Source organism: Sphingobium sp. MI1205, assembly GCF_001563285.1.
Classification (GTDB): domain Bacteria; phylum Pseudomonadota; class Alphaproteobacteria; order Sphingomonadales; family Sphingomonadaceae; genus Sphingobium.
Map to the genome: position 1 here is coordinate 960,528 of NZ_CP005188.1, position 17,595 is coordinate 978,122.

Sequence of the window (17,595 nt, forward strand, 5' to 3'; positions counted from 1 at the left end):
GGCCTATTGGTCAGGGTAGCGGGCATTCACGAAATAAAGGCCGTCGGGCGGGGCGTTGAGGCCGAGGGCGGCGCGATCCCTGGCGTCGCGGGCGGTGCGCATGTCGTCCACGGTCCAGCGGCCCATGCCGACCAGAGCGAGGCAACCCACCATCGAACGGACCTGATGATGAAGGAAAGAGCGCGCCTCGGCATGGATGGCGATGCGGTCGCCCTCGCGTTCGACGTCGAGGCGATCGAGTGACTTGAGCGGGCTTTCCGCTTGGCAATGGGCAGAGCGGAAGGTGGTGAAGTCGTGTCGGCCCACCAGAAGCTGCGCCGCCTCCTGCATCGCGTCCGTGTCTAGCGGCTGGATCACGCGCCAGACGAGGCCGTTTTCGAAGGTCAGCGGTGCGCGGCGGTTGGCGATTCGGTAGACATAGGCGCGACCCATGCAGGAAAAGCGGGCGTGCCAGTCGTCCGGCACGACATCGCAGGCAAGGACCGCGACCGGATGCGGACGCAGGCGGGCGTTCAACGCTTCCATAAGGCGAAACGGCTTTATGTCCTTCGCGATATCGGCGTGGGCGCGCATGCCAAGGCCGTGGACGCCAGCGTCGGTGCGACCGGCGGCATGGATGACGGACTGTTCGCCGGTGATCGCGCGGATGGCGTCCTCCAGCGCTTGCTGGACGCTGGGGCCGTGCGCCTGCCGCTGCCAGCCCATGAAGGGGCGGCCGTCAAATTCCACGGTGAAGGCGAAGCGGATCATCGGCTAAATTGGGGTGGCCGAACCACTACCGCAGTCATGCCAGCGAACGCTGGGGTCTCGGGAGGCGGCGCGCAATGTCGCTTGAGATCCCAGCTTCCGCTGGGATGACGGTTTAGGAGGGCGAGTTTAGTCATCGACACGCGACCCGGCTGGCATGTCGAAGCCGCGTAACAATTCGCCCGGCGACATCGCGCCCTTGCCTGCGCGCTGGATGAGCGTGGGGCGGATGGCGCCGTGGCCGCAGCCGATCAGCAGGCTGTTGTCGAGCAGTTCGCCCGGCGTTCCGCCATGCTCCTCCACATGGGCGGCGAGGATACGGAAGCGTTCGCCCCGATATTCGAAGAATGCGCCGGGGAAGGGATTGAACGCGCGAACCTGCCGCTCAATCTGGTGCGCGTCGCGGGTGAAGTCGATACGGGCTTCGGCCTTGTCGATTTTCGAGGCGTAGGTAACGCCTTCCTCCGGCTGCGGCATGGGCGGATGGGCAGGCAGGTCGTCGAGTACCTCGACCATCAGTTCGGCCCCTGCCAGCGCGAGTTCTTCGGTCAGGGCGCCAGCTGTCTTGTCCTCTACCGGCGTCACATGCTTGGCGCGCATGGGGCCGGTGTCGAGACCCGCTTCCATGTCCATGATGGTGACGCCGGTGACATTGTCGCCCGCGAGAATCGCGCGCTGGATCGGCGCTGCGCCACGCCACCGAGGAAGCAGCGAGGCGTGGATATTGAGGCAGCCGGAGCGGGGCGCATCGAGAATGGGACGCGGCAGGATCAGGCCGTAGGCCGCGACAACCGCCACATCGGCGTTGAGCGCGCGGAAGGCGTCCTGCACCGCTTGGTCCTTGAGCGAGACGGGGGTGCGTACTTCCATGCCCATCTCGTCGGCCTGGCTATGGACTGGCGAGGGGCGCAACGCCTTCCCCCGTCCGGCGGGCCGGGGCGGCTGGCTGTAGACCGCGACGATCTCATGCCCAGCCTTTTCCAGCGCGATGAGGGCCGGGACGGCGAATTCGGGCGTTCCCATGTAAATGATGCGCATGACGGCCTCTCAACTCTTTTGACCCCGGACTTGCAAGCCCCTATCTCGGTTCCATGGCTTCTCCCGAAATCGAAGCGCTGACGCAGGCGCTGTCCCGCCTGCCCGGTCTTGGCCCACGTTCCGCGCGGCGCGCTGTCCTGCATCTGCTCAAGAAGCGCGAAAGCGCGCTGGAGCCGTTGCTGCGCGCGCTGGATGCGGTGAACGACCGGCTGGTGACATGCGGTATATGCGGAAATGTCGATACGATCGATCCTTGCGGCATCTGTGCCGACGCCAGGCGGGATGCGCGCGCGCTGTGCGTCGTGGAGGATGTGGCGGACCTGTGGGCGCTGGACAAATCGCGGCTCTTCCCCGGGCGGTTTCATGTGCTGGGCGGGCGACTGTCGGCGCTGGAGGGGGTGAGGCCAGAGGACCTTTCCATCGACGCGCTGGTCGCGCGGGTCAGCGCGGGCGGCATTGACGAGGTGGTGCTGGCGATGAACGCCACGCTGGAGGGCCAGACGACCGCCCATTATCTGGCCGAGCGGCTGGAACAGTTCCCAGTGCGGCTGACACAGCTGGCCCATGGCGTGCCGGTGGGCGGCGAGCTGGACTATCTGGACGAAGGCACGCTGGCGCAGGCGTTGCGCGCGCGTCGGCCTGTCGCTTGAATTTTCGGCGCTGTCGGATTATTTTACGATCATGGCCATTCTTCCTATCCTGGAGGCGCCCGATCCGCGCCTGCGTACCATATCGTCTCCGGTGGAGGCGATTGATGACGATCTGCAACGTCTGATCGACGATATGTTCGAGACGATGTATGACGCGCCGGGCATTGGCTTAGCCGCCATACAGGTGGGTGTGCCCAAGCGCGTGCTGGTGATCGACCTTCAGGAACCGGAGTCGGACGAAGAAGGCGCGCCTGCGGTCAAGAAGCCGATGGTGTTCATCAATCCCGAAGTACTCGACGGGTCGGACGAGTTGTCCGTCTATAATGAAGGCTGCCTCTCGGTCCCTGAACAATTTGCCGAGGTCGAGCGTCCCGCATCGATTCGCGCAAGCTGGATGGACCGGGACGGACGCATCCACGAAGAGCGGTTGGAAGGGCTCCTCGCGACATGCCTACAGCATGAGATGGATCATCTTCAGGGAGTATTGTTCATCGATCACCTGTCCCGGTTGAAGCGGGACATGTTGATGAAGAAGCTGGTGAAGGCGCGTAAGGCGGCCTGAAAAGCTGACTGGCCTGGAAATTAAAACACCCGGGCATCAGGTCGGGGTGTTTGCGTTACCGAAAAGGCGGAAGAGTGCGGTCAACCCGCCCCGTCAGTATCCAGCGCATAGCCCGCAGAGCGGACCGTGCGGATGATGTCGCGATATTTGCCGTCCGCGTTTATTGCCTTGCGGAGGCGGCGGATATGGACGTCCACCGTCCGCAGTTCGATATCGCTGTCCTGGCCCCAAACACTGTCCAGCAGCCGCTCGCGCGAGAACACCCAGCCGGGATGTTCGAGGAAATGTTTGAGCAGGCGAAATTCGGTGGGGCCGAGTGGGATCACCTGGCCGCCCCGGCGGACCTTATGGCCGACCGTGTCCATCTCCACATCCGCGAAGGTCAATGTTTCGCCAGCGAGCGCGGGGCGGACCCGGCGCAGGACCGCGCCAACGCGGGCGACGAGTTCGCGCGGGGAAAAGGGCTTGGTGACATAATCGTCCGCGCCGGTTTCAAGGCCACGGACCCGATCTTCTTCCTCACCCCGCGCGGTGAGCATGATGATTGGTACGTTGGCCGTGCCGTTCATGCGGCGCAGGCGGCGGCAGACTTCGATCCCGGACAGGCTTTCGACCATCCAGTCGAGCAGCACTATGTCAGGCACATTTTCCTGCGCGAGCAGCAGGGCTTCTTCGCCATCGACGGTGTGGGCGACCTCAAAATCCTCACGCTTGAAATGCCAGATGAGAAGTTCGGCGAGTGCTGCGTCGTCTTCGACCAGAAGCATCTTGGCTCTCGCCATATTCAGTCCTCCAGGGGCTGGGCGCCGCCGCGTTCGCGGTCGGGCGCGGTCTGGCCGGTGGCGGCGTAATAGACCATTTCGGCCACATTGGTGGCGTGGTCGCCGATCCGTTCGATATTCTTGGCGACGAACAGCAGATGCGCGCACTCGCTGATCGTCTTGGGATTTTCGACCATGTAGGTGACGAGGCTGCGAAAGACGCTGTTGTAGAAATCATCGACGACCGTATCGCGTTCGATCACCGCGAGCGCGAGGTCTGCGTCTCGCGCGGCGAAGGCGTTGAGCGCGTCATGCACCATCTCGGCGGCGACCTGTCCCATGGAGGGGAGGAGCGATACCGGTTCCAGGGTCCGGTGATTTGACGCAACCAATGGCACACGCTTGGCGATATTCTTGGCATAGTCGCCGATGCGTTCGACGACGCTGACGATCTTCAGCGCGGCGATCACGTCACGCAGATCGTTGGCCATGGGCGCGCGCAGGGCGATGACCTGAATCACAAGCTTTTCAACCTCCGCCTCTATCGCGTCGATACGCTTGTCGTCGGCAACCACCTGGGCAGCGAGCGTCTTGTCCTGTCGCTGGAGCGCCAGCATCGCATGTTCGATGGCGGCTTCGGCACGGCCACCCATCTCGGCGATGAGGCCGCGCAGCTTGTCGATTTCCTCGTCGAACGCCTTGATCGTATGTTCAGCCATAATTCGTCTCTCCCCCCGGTTCAGCCGTAGCGTCCGGTGATATAGTCCTTGGTCCGCTCCTGGCGGGGATTGGTGAAGATGTCCGACGTCACGCCATATTCGACCAGTTCGCCCAGGTGGAAAAAGGCGGTGCGCTGCGACACGCGGGCGGCCTGCTGCATATTGTGGGTCACGATGACGATGGCGTAGCGGCCGCGCAGTTCGTGGATCAGTTCCTCGATCTTGGCCGTGGCAATGGGGTCGAGCGCCGAGCAGGGTTCGTCCATCAGGATGACTTCCGGCTCCACCGCGATGGCGCGGCCGATGCAAAGGCGCTGCTGCTGACCGCCGGAAAGCGCGGTGCCGCTGTCGTGGAGACGATCCTTCACCTCGTCCCACAGGCCGGCGCGGCGGAGCGACTTTTCGACGATGACGTCAAGGTCCGCCTTGCCGCTGGCCAGACCGTGGATGCGGGGGCCGTAGGCGATGTTCTCGTAGATCGACTTGGGGAAGGGGTTGGGCTTCTGGAACACCATGCCGACGCGGGCGCGGAGCTGCACCACATCCATCGACGCGGCGTAGATATCCTCGCCATCCAGCGTGATCGTGCCTTCGACGCGAGCCGATGCGACAGTGTCGTTCATGCGGTTCAGCGTCCGCAGAAAAGTGGACTTGCCGCAGCCGGACGGGCCGATGAAGGCCGTGACATTATCCATATCGACGTCGATGGAGACGTCCTTGATCGCCTGTTTGTCGCCATAGAAGACCTTCACGTCGCGCGCGGTCATCTTGGTTTCGGTGGCGGGCACCAGGGTTTGCGGTTCGTGCATCATTGTTACCACCGTTTTTCGAACTTGTTGCGCAGGTAGATGGCCAGGCCGTTCATCGCGAGCAGAAAGACCAGCAGGACGATGATGGCGGCGGACGTTTTTTCGACAAAGCCCTTTGAAACCTCGTCAGACCACAGGAATATCTGCACCGGCAGCACAGTCGCGGGATCGGTGATCCCGCCCGGCGGTGTCGCGATGAAGGCGCGCATGCCGATCATCAGCAGCGGTGCGGTTTCACCCAGCGCGCGCGCCATGCCGATGATCGTGCCGGTCAGGATGCCGGGCAGGGCGAGCGGCAGGACATGGTGGAACACGACCTGGACAGGGCTGGCGCCGATGCCGAGCGCCGCGTCGCGGATGCTGGGCGGCACCGACTTGATGGCGTTGCGGCCCGCGATGACGATGACGGGCATGGTCATGAGCGCCAGCGTCATACCGCCCACGACCGCAGCCGAACGCGGGAGGTGCAGGAAATTCAGGAAGATCGACAGGCCGAGCAGGCCGAAAATGATCGAGGGGACGGCGGCAAGATTGTTGATCGACACTTCGATGATGTCGGTCAACCAGTTCTTCCGGGCATATTCTTCAAGATAGAGCGCGGTCGCGACGCCGATCGGGAAGCTGAGGGCCAGTGTTACCAGCATGGTCAGCAGCGAGCCCTTAAACGCGCCCCAGATACCAACCTGCGTCGGATCGGTGCCGTCGCTGGCGGTCAGGAAGTTGGAGTTGAAGCCGGTCGTGAGCAGGCCGGCCCCTTTGAGGCGATCGACCGCCGCTTCGGCTTCGGGCGAACCCTCGCCCTTGGCGGCAAGATCGACCTCGGTAGAGGCGGGGAGCGCGACCGTTTCAGTGCGGGAGAGGATCTTGGGGTCCGCCTTGATCCTGTCGCGCAGGACGATCCAGGCAGTATGGGAGACCCATTCCTCCGCATCCGCGCCCAGCGCCTTTTTGACGGCATCACTGGTCACCATCGGCAGGTTCGCGTTGGAAAGCGCCTGGTCGGTGATGGCATTGGGATCGAGCAGCAGCGGCGAGGCGGGGAAGTCGATCTTCACCGCGATTTCCGTACGGGTGAAGCCGCGCAGGCCATTGCCGAGCATGGTTACGAGCAGGAAGGCGAGGAAGGCGGCAGAGAGCAGCACCGCAAAGAGGCCAATCAGCCTGAAGCGGCGCTCCGCAGCATAGCGACGGGCAATCCGCTTGCGCATCACGTCCGATTTCCAGTCGGTGGGGAGGCGTTTGGTGGTCATCACACGCGCTCCGTTTGCCCTGTTCGAACGAGCCGCTTGTCTCCTTCTAATGTCGAAGGGCGCGTGCGTGCTTCGACAAGCTCAGCACGAACGGACGTTGATATGGTGGGGGCCATTAGTCGTAAGCCTCGCGATATTTCTTCACGACCCGCAGGGCCACGATGTTGAGCAGCAGGGTGACGATGAACAGGACAAGACCGAGGGCGAAGGCGGCGAGCGTCTTCGCGCTGTCAAATTCCTGGTCGCCGGTCAGCAACTGAACAATCTGGGTCGTCACCGTCGTCACGCTGGCAAAGGGGTTCAGGGTGAGGTTGGCGGAAAGGCCCGCCGCCATCACCACGATCATGGTTTCGCCAATGGCGCGGCTGACGGCGAGCAGTACGCCGCCAACGACACCCGGCAGGGCGGCGGGGATCAGAACCTTGCGGATCGTCTCGCTGGTGGTTGCGCCCATGGCCAGGCTGCCATCGCGCATCGATTGCGGGACGGCGGCGATGCTGTCGTCGGCCATGGAGGAAACGAAGGGGATGATCATCACGCCCATCACCAGACCGGCAGCGAGGGCGCTTTCGGAACTGGCGCCCTGGATGCCGATCGACACTGCGAAATCCCGAAGCGCGGGCGCTATGGTGAGCGCCGCGAAATAGCCGTAAACGACCGTCGGTACACCGGCCAGCATCTCCAGCGTCGGCTTCATCCACCGGCGCACGGCGGGATTGGCATATTGGGTGAGATAGATGGCGCTCATCAGGCCAAGCGGGATGGCGACGATCATGGCGATTATGGCGCCGATGAAGATCGTGCCCCAGAACAGCGGCACCGCGCCAAAGGCATCTTCATTGCCATAGCCCATCGCGGCGGACTGCGGGCTCCATTTCGTGCCGAACAGGAAGTCGATCGGGTTGACCATGGAGAAGAAGCGGAAGCTTTCCCACAGCAGCGACGCGACAATGCCGACCGTGGTGATGATCGCCAGCAGTGAGGCGATCAGCAATGAAGCCATTACCAGCCGTTCGACCCGCGTACGCGCGCGGAAATCGGGGCGGACGCGCGTGAAGGCATAGGCCCCGCCGGCAAAGGCGAGGACGAGCGCAAGAACCGCGCCCGCCAGGCCATATTTGCCGATGGCGTCCTTATAGGGTTGGACAAGTTCTTCCGAGAGCGGATTGAAGGCTCCGGCTTGTGCGCCCGTGGCGATCGCCCGTGCTTCGCCCAGGATGGAGGATCGGGAAAAGCCGTCTGCGGGCAAGGCCTGCGCGGCCGTGCTGTTCAGCACATCCTGCGTGACAAGGCCGGGCGAGACATTCGCCCAGACCGCCAGGAAAAAGGCGGCAGGGATCAGCGTCCAGAGCGCGACGTACCAGCCATGATAGCCAGGCAGGCTATGCACGGCGTCGCGTCGCCCCGACGCCCGAGCCACGCCTTGCAGGCGCAGCGCGCGGGCGCGGGCGCTGACCCAGGCGATGGCGCCAAGGCCCGCCAGCAGCAGGAAGATTGCGGGACCTGTCATTCAGTCTCTTCTTATTTCAGCTTCGAACCGTCGAGAACAGCCAGCGACTTCACCGCTTCGGCGCTCGCGTTGCGAACATCTTCGGGCGCAGCGACCATGCCGCGCTTCGTGAGCGCGCCACCCGGTCCCCAATTGGCGGCGTAGGTGTTCAGGAAGCCCTGAAGGCCGGGGATCGCCTGCATATGCGCCTTTTTCACATAGATGTAGAGCGGGCGGGCGCCGGGATATTTGCCGGTCGACACGGTCTCATAAGTCGCCTCGACCCCATTGATCGTGATGTCGTTCAGCTTGTCGTTATTTTCTTCCAGGAAGCTGTAGCCGAACACGCCGACGGCATTGGGATTCTTGTCCAGCTTTTGCACGATCAGATTGTCGTTTTCACCCGAGTCGACATATTTGCCGTCTTCGCGGACGCGGGTGCAGGTCGCCTTATATTCGTCCTCATTCTCGTCCTTGAGCGCCTTCATGGCCGGATCCGACTGGCAGCCCTTTTCTAGGATCAGTTCGGCCAGCGAGTCGCGGGTGCCGCTGGTGGACGGCGGGCCGAAGACCGAAATCGGGATCGCCGGGAGGCTGGGATCCACATCGTTCCAGTTCTGCGTCTTGTTCGGCCCTTTGCCATAAGGACTGGCGGCAAGCGCCTCGTAGACGATCTTGGGCGTCAGCTTGAGGCCGGGACCCCGGTTGGATTCGGCGAAGGCGAGGCCATCGACGCCGATCTGGACTTCGATGATGTCCTTGACGCCATTCTTCTGGCAGTCCTCGAACTCCGACTTCTTGATGCGGCGGGAGGCGTTTGCGATGTCGGGATATTGTGCGCCGACGCCTGCGCAAAACAGCTTCATGCCGCCGCCGGTGCCCGTGGATTCGATGATTGGCGACTTCATGCCGGGATTGCCCTGAACGAACATTTCAGCGACCGCCGTGGCGAAGGGATAGACGGTCGAAGAGCCTACGGCGCGAATCTGGTCGCGCGTGCCACCGGCGCCGCCGCTCGACGACTGGTCGCCGCAACCGGCAAGGGTGAGGGCTGCCGCGGCGGTCGCGGCGAGCAGGGCGAAATGCTTCACGGATAATCTCCTTTATCAAAAGGCCGCGATTCGCAGTCGCCGCCCCCCTCTGGGAACGCGCGGTAGTCGCGGTACATCGCGCATTTGTGACAATCCAATTGCATTTTTATGACATCGCGCCCGGAAGCCGTGACAGGCATGAGAAATTTCCCCTCAAAGCTTTGATATGGAAGTCTTTTCGTCGGTTGGCATGGGTGGCAGGAGAACGGTGATGGCGGTGCCCTTTCCCACCGTGCTGACGATATCCAGCCGACCGCGATGCCGTTCCACGATATGTTTGACGATGGCGAGACCCAGGCCAGTCCCGCCGATCGCGCGGCTGCGGCCCGAATCGACGCGGTAGAAGCGTTCGGTGAGGCGCGGCAGGTGATCGGGGCCTATGCCCTCGCCTTCGTCCGCGACGCAAAGGCGGGTCATGCTACTCGGCCCCTCGGTCAGGCTGACCCGTATCGGCGTTCCGGCCTTTCCGTATTTCACGGAGTTTCCTATCAGATTGTGGAGCAATTGGGAAAGCTGCGCCCGGTCGCCCGCCACAACAGGCAAGCCAGGATCAATCTCCATTTCGACATCGCGGCCGCGCTCTCCATGGCTGGTCCTGAATACGCCCACCACCTCGGCTACCAAGGCTGACAGATCGACGGGACTGTCGGGCGCGCGATATTTTTCCGCCTCGATGCGGGAAAGCGAGATAAGGTCGTCGATCAGCCGCTGCATCCGCCGCGCTTCGCCATCCATGATTTTCAGGAAGCGCTGGCGTGTTTCATTGTCGCGGCCCAGGTCAGGATCGGCGAGCGTTTCGATAAAACCCAAGATGCCGGCAAGAGGCGTGCGCAGTTCGTGGCTCGCATTGGCGACAAAATCGACGCGCATCTTTTCGGCTGCATATGCGCCGCTATGGTCGGCCAGATGCACCAGACGACGAACATCGCCGTTGCCGCCCACAGGGGCTATCCGCATTTGCCAGCGTTGATCCCGGGAACCAAGGCCCACCAGTTCCAGCATCACAGGTTCGGCCAGTGGGGTCAGGCTCGCCAGCCGTTCCGCCGCGGCGGGGTGACGAATGGCGATGCGGGCGTCCTCGCCCTCTATATGCGCGCCCAGCAGACGCTGGGCGGCGCGATTGGCGCGGATGATCCTGCCACGCTCGATCAACATCAACGGATCGGCGATGCCCTCCATCAAGTCCGCGAAATGCGGATGCGCGACGATGTCGGCAATGTCCTCTGGGGGTGAGGCGGCGCTCGGCCTGGGCGCGGGCTCCTGCGCCGCGATCACCAAAATCGCCAGCCCGGCGAGCACCGGCAGGGCGATCGCCCAAGGCGATGCGCCCATTATCAACGCACCGCCAGTCGCCAGGAACAATATGGCGAGCGACGCGATGATCTGGGAAATGGATAGTCGATTCATGGTTACCGCGCTGGATTCCTGGCAGCTTTGCTGCGATGGCTGGCGCAATAGCGTGGATTCTTTACGCTTTGGCAAGGGTGGATAGCGGATCAGGAGCATATGAGCGAGCAGTTGCCCCCACCGCCCGTTTCCGATCCGGCCGTTATGGGCGAGGAAACGGGAAATGCTGATCTGATGGCGTCGTCGCGCCGTCAGTTGCTGATGGGCGGGGCCGCCGCCGCTTCGGCGATCGTGTCCATTCGCCCCGCGCTGGCCAATACCGCCGCATCTGTACTCAACTGCACCATCCCCGTGCCCGATCAGGGCCGCGCGGGCAATTATGTCGCGCCCAATGGACAGTTGGTGCCCGCCGGGACTTCGGGTGCTTTCCCGGCAACTGGCCGTAGCTATACCGGTGAGCAGGTCAAGCAGGCGCTGCGCGGCGGGCGGCTGCCCGGCACCAGCTATCAACAGAATCAGGCCTATCTGAATTATATTCGCCGTCTTCAGTCCGGCACCAGCGGCTTCACCTGCTACGCATCATTGCAAATGCCGCGTTAGGCACCTGCTTACTCCTTCGCGCTACAGCGGAGCGACGCCAGGGATTTGAGGGCAGGTCGTGATCGCAGAGCGCCGTTATCATCAGGACAGAGACGTCGCGCTGTGCGTGCTGGAGGACATCACGCTCCTTTACCATCGCGCGTCAGGGCAGACGCATATGGTCATCAGCCCGGTGCCCGAGATATTGGACGCGCTGGACAAGGATGCTCCAGCGACAGTCGCGCAGGTACATGCGCGGCTTGAGCAGGGCTATGACCTGGGCGAATCCGGTCAGGCGATGGTCGAGATCGAAGCCCATCTGATCGGTCTGGTCGCGCTGGGGGTGGTGCGGCGCGCGTGAGGCATCAGCTTTCCCTTAGGATCGGGCCTGCGAGCTTCCGCATCGGCTCCGCCTGGCGGCAACCGGTCGCGCAACTGGCGCAGCTATATGCCGATTATCCGCAGGTCGGCGGCGAGGTGGCGGATTTCACGGTACGTCTGGAGCCCGCTGGCCCATTGCGGCAATGGGTGCGCCCTTCGATCTTCATAACTGGCGATCATGGGCTGGCCGATGCCGCGCCGATGAGCCTGACTCATGGCCTGCTGGCGGCGGAGATGGGGATGAACCTGCAAATGGCGCTGGGCTGGCGGCGGCATCTGCTGCTCCACGCGTCGAGCGTCGAGAAGGATGGGCGCGTGCTGATCATGACGGGCGAGTCGGGATCGGGCAAATCCACGCTCGCGGCCCAGTTGGGCGAGCGCGGATGGCGGTTGATGGGAGATGAATTTGCGCTGCTGGATCTGGTGACCGGATCGGTATTTCCCTTCCCCCGCCTCATATCGTTGAAGAATGAGGCGATAGGAGTTGTCGCCGGTGAAGCGCCGGGCGAACGGATGGGGCCGTTGCTCAAGGGAACGGCGAAGGGGGACATCCGGCATCTCGTGCCACGGGCAGATGCCGTGGCGCGCATGGAGGAAGGGGCAAAGCCGGCCCTGCTGCTGTTCCCGCGTTTCGGCCATGCGGCGGATGTGCGGCCGGTGGGGCAGGGCGAAGTGTTCATGCGGTTGACGCAAGCCTCCACCAATTATGTGGCGCTTGGGGAGCCGGGCTTTCGCGCCTTGACCCGCTTCGTGCAGGAAGTGCCCGCGCGGGCGATCGACTTTCCATCCGGCGAGGCGGCGATGGCGCTTGTCCAACAGCTTTGGGACGAACGCACATGAGCGGGGCCTTGCTCGTCGGCGCGTTGCGGGAGCCGCAGTCGGTGGCTGTCCTGGACAGCCCCGGCTGGAACGCACTGATCGCGGCGGCGCGGCCGGAGCGGTTAATCGGCACGTTGGCGCTGCGGGTTGATGAGGCGCTGACGCCCGCCGCAGTCCGGCCGATACTGGCGGATGCGCGACTGGATGCGGAGCGCGAGGCGCGGCAGGCGTTGTGGGAAGCGGACCGGGCGGCCGAAGCGCTGGGCGCGCCGGTGTTGCTCCTCAAGGGCACAGCCTATGTCGCGGCGGGGCTGAAGGCCGGGAAAGGGCGGTTCATCGGCGACCTCGACATATTGGTGCCGCGTGAAAGGATGGATGACGTAGAGGCTGGATTGCGTTCGGCGGGCTGGGAATGGGTGAAGCAGGACGATTATGACGACGCCTATTATCGGCAGTGGATGCACGAATTGCCGCCCATGATCCATTGCGAGCGGGACCGGATGATCGATGTCCATCACACCATCCTGCCGCTGACGGCGCGGCAGACGCCGGACGCGAAGGCAATGATGGCGGATGCGGTAGCCATAACTGAACGGTTATCAGTCCTGTCGCCGGAGGATATGGTTTGCCATTCCGTTGCTCACCTGCTGGCCGACGGTGATTTGGCGGGCGGTTTGCGCAACCTTTGGGACATTCATTGCCTGCTGGACAATGTCGATGCCGAGCGATTGGCCGCGCGCGCCGAACGCCACGGAATGGGACGGCATGTCGCGCAGGCGCAGCGTCTGGCGGCGGCGCTTTACGGCAGCGGAGTGCGTCAGCGGCTTACCGTCTGGGACCGGTTGGTGATCTGGCGGCTGCTCGCGCGGGATGGATGGGGCCGCGAGACGCGCAAGCTGCTGCGCTTCGCCTTCTACCTGCGCTCACACTGGCTGCGGATGCCGCCGATGATGCTGGCGCGACACCTGTTTACCAAATGGCGCAAGGGCTATCGGCCGGTTTAGGCCGTCTCAGGCCGTGGCGCGGGTGAAGTCGTGCGCGAACGCAGGCGTTCAGGGCTTCAAGATATTCAGCGCCATCACCGTCATCGCTTCGCTGGCAGTGGCGATGACGGTGTCTGCTTCCGGCGCCCAGAAGGGGCTGTGGAGTGAGGGAAGGGCCAGTTGGCCAGCGGCGGCCTTCGCCATCTGCGCTGCGGGAACGCCGCCGACCCAGAATATGAAGCTGTCGATGCTCTTGTCGGCGCGATAATAGCGGCCGAAATCCTCGCCGCCCATGGATGCTTTGGTTTCCACCACGCGACCTGCGGGGAAATGGCTTTTCAGCAGGTCGCCCATCCGATTGGCGAAGGCGGGCGGATTGAAGGCGGCGGGGGTATATTCGTCCTTCACCGATACCACCGGCATGCGATCGTCGGGGACACCCGCCGCGATTGCTTCGCCGCGAGCGATACGTTCTATCCCCCGGATCAGCCGTTCGCGGGTTTCGTCCGAATAGCTTCGGACGGTGAGCAGCAGCTTCGCCTCGTCAGGGATGACATTATGCTTGGCCCCGCCCGCGAAGCTCCCCACGGTGACTACGGCTGGGTCGAGCGGGTCCTGTTCGCGGCTGACCAGCGTTTGCAGCGCGCCAACGATCCGGGCACCCAGCACGATCGGATCCTTTGCAGTTTGCGGATAGGCGCCATGGCCGCCGATGCCACGGACGACAATGTCCACGCTGTCGACATTGGCCAGGGCATAGCCAGGGGTGTAGCCGATCGTTCCCGCCTGCAAATTGGCGGCGTCGTGAAATGCGATCGCGTGGGTAGGCTTGGGGAAGCGGGTATAAAGGCCATCCTCCAGCATCAGGCGAGCGCCTCGCCCGACCTCTTCTGCGGGCTGAAGGATCATGACCAGCGTGCCCTGCCACCTGTTCTTCATCGAGGAAAGAAGGTGGGCGGTTTCGATGAAGGCGGTCATGTGGGTGTCATGACCACAGGCGTGCATGACGCCGGTTTCCGTGCCGCCTTCCGTTCTGGTGCGGACCTCTGACGCAAAGGGGAGGCCGGTCTGCTCGGTCACGGGAAGGCCGTCCATGTCCGCGCGGATCAGGAGGACCGGGCCGCTGCCATTCTTCAGCACTGCCACTACGCCCGTTCCGCCGACCTTTTCAGTGACATCGAATTTCATGGATTTCAGACGTCGAGCGAGTTTGGCGGCGGTCGCCACTTCTTGCTCCGACAGTTCGGGATTGGCGTGCAGGTCGCGGTAGAGCGCCATCAAGCCATCCATGTCGCGGGCGATGGCGGCGGCGATTTCACTGGAGGGGGCAAGGGACGGAGCCGGAGCGGAGGAGGTTCCGGCCTGCTGCGCCGTGGCGGCGGACGAAAGGCTGGCGGCGGCCATGATGACCCACAACGCGTGATGCACTGACAATTCTCCCTGTTATGCGGGAAGCATAGGGGGAAATTTCCGGCTGTTAAGGGTGTGATGACATGGGATGCCAGGGTTACTTAAGACTGTCCGCGCAGAGGCGGGCTTGAAGCGATGCGCGGGCGTGGGTTCGACAAGCTCAGCCCGAACGAAGGTTGGGAGCGGCCAAATGCGTGCACATGCAAAAAAGCGTCCGCCCCTTGCGGGACGAACGCTTTCCCCTGATCGCTATGGGAAGAGATCAGAAGTGGAAGATCACGCCAGCAGTCGGACGGAAGCTGTCGAAATCATAGGTTTCGGTCTGGAAACGCAGGCGGATGCCGCTGTTGCCGGTGATGCCGCCCAAGCCAATGTCCTTGGGTCCGACTTCAACGCCAGCGCCGTACATCCAGTCCTTGCGGTCCGGCCAACCCTGCTTGCCGTTGACCCACTGATAACCGGCGGAGGCGAAGATCATGCCGCTTTCACCAGCGCGCGCGCCGAAACGGCCCTTTACGCCATATTCCCAGTCAATGTCCGACCAGCCCTTGGTCGCGTTGCCTTCGACGCCGACAAAGACCGGGCCTAGCGGAACGTTGACGCCAGCGACGCCGCTGACGATCGCGCCGCTCATGATCGTTTCGCCGGGAACGCTGCCGAATTCCGAACGGCGATCGAAGCTGTGCCAACCGCCAAGGATACCGACATAGGGTTCGACGCCGAACGCAGGCGTGCCGTCAGGCGCGGCTTCTTCCTGCGCATAGGCGATCGAAGGCAGCGCCGCGAACATCGCGGCTGCGAGAAGATATTTTTTCATGTGAGGCTACTCCCTTGAGCCTTGTTTCCGGTTGCCCAAGTGAAACGGAGCCGCAGGGGATAGTTTCCCCCTAATAAAACAAAAGCTTCCGACCGTTGCCAATATGCCACGCTGTCATTGGGCGGTCCAACCGCCGTCGATGTTCATGTTCGCGCCGGTGATATTGGCGGCCGCGTCGCTGCACAGGAACAGCGCCATGGCGGCGACCTGATCCACCGTCACGAACTGCTTGGTCGGCTGACCGGCGAGCAGCACATCATTCATCACCTGCTCGCGAGTCATGTTGCGTGCCTTCATCGTGTCGGGAATCTGGTTTTCGACGAGCGGCGTCCAGACATAGCCGGGCGAGATGCAATTGGCCGTCACGCCGAAGGTGGCCAGTTCCAGCGCCAGCGTCTTGGTCAGTCCCGCAAGGCCGTGCTTGGCGGTGACATAGGCGCTCTTGAAAGGGGATGCGGTAAGCGAATGGGCGCTTGCTGTCTGGATGATGCGGCCCCATTTTTTCGACTTCATATAGGGCACGGCCAGCCGCGATGTATGAAAAGCGCTGGTCAGGTTGAGCGCGATGATAAGGTCCCATTTTTCGACCGGGAAATCCTCCACCGGGGCGACATATTGCATACCCGCATTGTTGATGAGGATATCGACGCCGCCGAATGTGTAGGCCGCCTCCTCCATCATCGCTTCGATTTCAGCCGCTTTGGTCAGGTCATGCCCGCTGTAGAGCGCCTTGGCGCCGCTGGCCTGTTCCAGCGCCAGCCGTTCCTGTTCGATCGCGTGAGGATCGCCGAAGCCGTTGATGACGATATTCGCGCCTTCTGCGGCGAGCGTCTTTGCATAGGCAAGGCCGATGCCGGAGGTGGAGCCCGTAATCAGGGCGGTCTTTCCAGCGAGGGACTTGCTCATGCATTCTTCTCCTTCAGATGGTCGGGCGCGTCGAGGTCGAAGCTCGCGCTTTTCCCATTGATGATATTGCGGGCGATCAGATCGCCCTTGTGCATCACGCCTTCCACCGCTTCCCGGCCCTGGCTCCAGTGATCGAGCATGGTGGAGCGGGAAAATTCAAAATCGCGCGCGCCGCTTTCCCATGCGCGGCTGCGGTAGATCAGGTGCACGATGTTGATGGAGCCGCGGTCGAGCATCTGGCGCAGACGCTGGGCCTCATGGTCGTCCCTCAGGTCAGGCGGCAGCTTGTCCAACAGGGCCTTGATCGCCTTATGCTCGCGGCGAAGGCGCAGATACTGGTCGGTGACCTGCCGCGTGCGGCTGGAATATTGAATGTCCTTTGCGCGCGAATAGACGTCGGTCATCTGGCGCGGCTTCGGCCCTTCGGCAGGGAACAGATCGACCTGGAAAACCAGCATGTCGTCGGTCTGATGTTCCAGCACATGAGCGAGCGGCGTGTTTGAAACCAGGCCACCGTCCCAATAGCAGCGGCCGTCGATCTCGATCGGGGGCAGGCCCGGCGGCAGTGCGCCGGACGCCATGATATGGCGCGAATCGATACGTGTGGGGCCATCGGGCCCGCGTGTGTCCCAATAGGCGAAATTGCCGCTTTCCACATCGACCGCACCGACCGAGAGGCGCACCGGTCCGTCATTCAGCAGATCCCAATCGACGCAGGCGTCGAGCGTTTCCTTCAGCGGCGCGCTGTCATAAAAGCTGATGGCGCCGGACGTTCCCTCCGGCATCATCATCGCAGGCCACAGGCGGGGACGGAACATGCCCGGAACGCCGAAGGTCGCCACCGCGCCAGCCGCCATCAGATGCGCCGCTTCACGAATATGGTGGATTTCCGGCAGGACGATATTGGGCATGCCGCCAGATACGGTGAGCCAGAATTTCTTGAGCCGGCTCATCCGGCGGTGCGGCGGATTCCCCGCGATGATCGCGGCATTCACCGCGCCGATCGAAATGCCCGCGACCCAGCTGACGTCGATGCCCAGTTCGTCGAGGCGCTGGTACACGCCCGCCTGAAACGATCCAAGAGCGCCGCCGCCTTGCAGCAATAGCGCCACTTCGCGCGGGAGAGGGAGCGTCGTGCCCGCGCGGCGGGGGATTTTTGGGTCAATGTCGGCCATGTCGCAGTGCAATATAGTGATGTGTCGGCGGGTGCCAACTTAATGTGCTGTCACAATCTGAT

At 63.1% G+C, this 17,595-nt stretch carries 19 protein-coding genes; 6 read left to right on the forward strand and 13 right to left on the reverse strand.

The window, feature by feature from the left end:
• Positions 1 to 3: 3 nt before the first annotated feature.
• Both truA and fmt read right to left on the reverse strand, forming a co-directional pair.
• Positions 4 to 750, reverse strand: a complete 747-nt coding sequence (gene truA / locus K663_RS04570) for a tRNA pseudouridine(38-40) synthase TruA (protein WP_062114625.1) — start codon at positions 748 to 750, stop codon at positions 4 to 6.
• A gap of 126 nt (positions 751 to 876) precedes the next feature.
• A complete protein-coding gene (gene fmt / locus K663_RS04575) occupies positions 877 to 1,785 on the reverse strand; it encodes a methionyl-tRNA formyltransferase (RefSeq protein WP_062114627.1) in 909 nt (302 codons plus the stop codon).
• A 53-nt stretch (positions 1,786 to 1,838) separates the two neighbouring features.
• Between fmt and recR the strand changes: the two genes are divergently transcribed.
• The gene (gene recR, locus K663_RS04580; RefSeq protein WP_062114630.1) at positions 1,839 to 2,435 is read left to right on the forward strand and encodes a recombination mediator RecR; all 597 of its coding nucleotides are present in this window, start codon (positions 1,839 to 1,841) and stop codon (positions 2,433 to 2,435) included.
• A gap of 31 nt (positions 2,436 to 2,466) precedes the next feature.
• Positions 2,467 to 2,997 (forward strand): peptide deformylase, encoded by a 531-nt coding sequence (gene def, locus K663_RS04585; RefSeq protein WP_062114633.1) that lies wholly within the window; start codon positions 2,467 to 2,469, stop codon positions 2,995 to 2,997.
• An 80-nt stretch (positions 2,998 to 3,077) separates the two neighbouring features.
• On the opposite strand, the gene phoB is transcribed toward def, so the two are convergent.
• The 7 genes from phoB to K663_RS04620 all read right to left on the reverse strand — a co-directional run bounded on the left by phoB (position 3,078) and on the right by K663_RS04620 (position 10,523).
• Entirely contained in the window at positions 3,078 to 3,779 is a 702-nt protein-coding gene (phoB, locus tag K663_RS04590; protein WP_037461627.1) for a phosphate regulon transcriptional regulator PhoB, read from the reverse strand.
• 2 nt (positions 3,780 to 3,781) lie between these two features.
• A complete protein-coding gene (phoU, locus tag K663_RS04595) occupies positions 3,782 to 4,477 on the reverse strand; it encodes a phosphate signaling complex protein PhoU (RefSeq protein WP_062114636.1) in 696 nt (231 codons plus the stop codon).
• Between the two features lie 20 nt (positions 4,478 to 4,497).
• Entirely contained in the window at positions 4,498 to 5,286 is a 789-nt protein-coding gene (gene pstB, locus K663_RS04600) for a phosphate ABC transporter ATP-binding protein PstB (protein ID WP_062120349.1), read from the reverse strand.
• A 5-nt stretch (positions 5,287 to 5,291) separates the two neighbouring features.
• A complete protein-coding gene (gene pstA, locus K663_RS04605; protein WP_062114639.1) occupies positions 5,292 to 6,536 on the reverse strand; it encodes a phosphate ABC transporter permease PstA in 1,245 nt (414 codons plus the stop codon).
• 115 nt (positions 6,537 to 6,651) lie between these two features.
• On the reverse strand, positions 6,652 to 8,046 hold the full coding sequence (gene pstC / locus K663_RS04610) for a phosphate ABC transporter permease subunit PstC (RefSeq protein WP_062114642.1): 1,395 nt from the start codon (positions 8,044 to 8,046) through the stop codon (positions 6,652 to 6,654).
• Between the two features lie 11 nt (positions 8,047 to 8,057).
• Positions 8,058 to 9,116, reverse strand: coding sequence for a substrate-binding domain-containing protein (locus tag K663_RS04615; RefSeq protein WP_062114645.1), 1,059 nt, complete (start codon positions 9,114 to 9,116; stop codon positions 8,058 to 8,060).
• A 153-nt stretch (positions 9,117 to 9,269) separates the two neighbouring features.
• Positions 9,270 to 10,523 (reverse strand): ATP-binding protein, encoded by a 1,254-nt coding sequence (locus K663_RS04620; protein WP_062120352.1) that lies wholly within the window; start codon positions 10,521 to 10,523, stop codon positions 9,270 to 9,272.
• 99 nt (positions 10,524 to 10,622) lie between these two features.
• On the opposite strand from K663_RS04620, the gene K663_RS04625 reads away from it, so the two are divergent.
• Genes K663_RS04625 through K663_RS04640 form a run of 4 tightly spaced genes read left to right on the forward strand, consistent with a single transcriptional unit; the run spans position 10,623 to position 13,246 of the window.
• Positions 10,623 to 11,063, forward strand: a complete 441-nt coding sequence (locus K663_RS04625; RefSeq protein WP_062114648.1) for a hypothetical protein — start codon at positions 10,623 to 10,625, stop codon at positions 11,061 to 11,063.
• 58 nt (positions 11,064 to 11,121) lie between these two features.
• Positions 11,122 to 11,403: an HPr-rel-A system PqqD family peptide chaperone gene (locus tag K663_RS24825; RefSeq protein ID WP_062114651.1), complete on the forward strand. Its 282-nt coding sequence runs from the start codon at positions 11,122 to 11,124 to the stop codon at positions 11,401 to 11,403.
• The gene (locus K663_RS04635) at positions 11,400 to 12,263 is read left to right on the forward strand and encodes an HprK-related kinase A (RefSeq protein WP_062114654.1); all 864 of its coding nucleotides are present in this window, start codon (positions 11,400 to 11,402) and stop codon (positions 12,261 to 12,263) included. The genes K663_RS24825 and K663_RS04635 overlap by 4 nt, the downstream gene beginning before the upstream one ends.
• Entirely contained in the window at positions 12,260 to 13,246 is a 987-nt protein-coding gene (locus K663_RS04640; protein WP_062114657.1) for a nucleotidyltransferase domain-containing protein, read from the forward strand. Before K663_RS04635 ends, K663_RS04640 begins: the two co-directional genes overlap by 4 nt.
• A 48-nt stretch (positions 13,247 to 13,294) precedes the next feature.
• Here the strand turns inward: K663_RS04640 and K663_RS04645 are convergent, their stop codons facing one another.
• From K663_RS04645 to K663_RS04660, 4 genes are all read right to left on the reverse strand, one after another.
• On the reverse strand, positions 13,295 to 14,653 hold the full coding sequence (locus tag K663_RS04645) for an amidohydrolase (protein WP_062114660.1): 1,359 nt from the start codon (positions 14,651 to 14,653) through the stop codon (positions 13,295 to 13,297).
• Positions 14,654 to 14,897: 244 nt separating this feature from the next.
• Positions 14,898 to 15,452, reverse strand: coding sequence for a hypothetical protein (locus K663_RS04650; protein WP_062114663.1), 555 nt, complete (start codon positions 15,450 to 15,452; stop codon positions 14,898 to 14,900).
• 114 nt (positions 15,453 to 15,566) lie between these two features.
• Positions 15,567 to 16,358, reverse strand: a complete 792-nt coding sequence (locus tag K663_RS04655; protein WP_062114666.1) for a 3-hydroxybutyrate dehydrogenase — start codon at positions 16,356 to 16,358, stop codon at positions 15,567 to 15,569.
• A complete protein-coding gene (locus K663_RS04660) occupies positions 16,355 to 17,533 on the reverse strand; it encodes a patatin-like phospholipase family protein (RefSeq protein WP_062114669.1) in 1,179 nt (392 codons plus the stop codon). Before K663_RS04660 ends, K663_RS04655 begins: the two co-directional genes overlap by 4 nt.
• Between the last annotated feature and the right edge of the window lie 62 nt (positions 17,534 to 17,595).

Bases quoted from the DNA above. Each gene is read 5' to 3' on its own strand.
- truA (WP_062114625.1), bottom strand. From the start codon at position 750: ATGATCCGCTTCGCCTTCACCGTGGAATTTGACGGCCGCCCCTTCATG.
- fmt (WP_062114627.1), bottom strand. From the start codon at position 1,785: ATGCGCATCATTTACATGGGAACGCCCGAATTCGCCGTCCCGGCCCTC.
- recR (WP_062114630.1), top strand. From the start codon at position 1,839: ATGGCTTCTCCCGAAATCGAAGCGCTGACGCAGGCGCTGTCCCGCCTG.
- def (WP_062114633.1), top strand. From the start codon at position 2,467: ATGGCCATTCTTCCTATCCTGGAGGCGCCCGATCCGCGCCTGCGTACC.
- phoB (WP_037461627.1), bottom strand. From the start codon at position 3,779: ATGGCGAGAGCCAAGATGCTTCTGGTCGAAGACGACGCAGCACTCGCC.
- phoU (WP_062114636.1), bottom strand. From the start codon at position 4,477: ATGGCTGAACATACGATCAAGGCGTTCGACGAGGAAATCGACAAGCTG.
- pstB (WP_062120349.1), bottom strand. From the start codon at position 5,286: ATGCACGAACCGCAAACCCTGGTGCCCGCCACCGAAACCAAGATGACC.
- pstA (WP_062114639.1), bottom strand. From the start codon at position 6,536: ATGACCACCAAACGCCTCCCCACCGACTGGAAATCGGACGTGATGCGC.
- pstC (WP_062114642.1), bottom strand. From the start codon at position 8,046: ATGACAGGTCCCGCAATCTTCCTGCTGCTGGCGGGCCTTGGCGCCATC.
- K663_RS04620 (WP_062120352.1), bottom strand. From the start codon at position 10,523: ATGAATCGACTATCCATTTCCCAGATCATCGCGTCGCTCGCCATATTG.
- K663_RS04625 (WP_062114648.1), top strand. From the start codon at position 10,623: ATGAGCGAGCAGTTGCCCCCACCGCCCGTTTCCGATCCGGCCGTTATG.
- K663_RS04640 (WP_062114657.1), top strand. From the start codon at position 12,260: ATGAGCGGGGCCTTGCTCGTCGGCGCGTTGCGGGAGCCGCAGTCGGTG.
- K663_RS04650 (WP_062114663.1), bottom strand. From the start codon at position 15,452: ATGAAAAAATATCTTCTCGCAGCCGCGATGTTCGCGGCGCTGCCTTCG.
- K663_RS04655 (WP_062114666.1), bottom strand. From the start codon at position 16,358: ATGAGCAAGTCCCTCGCTGGAAAGACCGCCCTGATTACGGGCTCCACC.
- K663_RS04660 (WP_062114669.1), bottom strand. From the start codon at position 17,533: ATGGCCGACATTGACCCAAAAATCCCCCGCCGCGCGGGCACGACGCTC.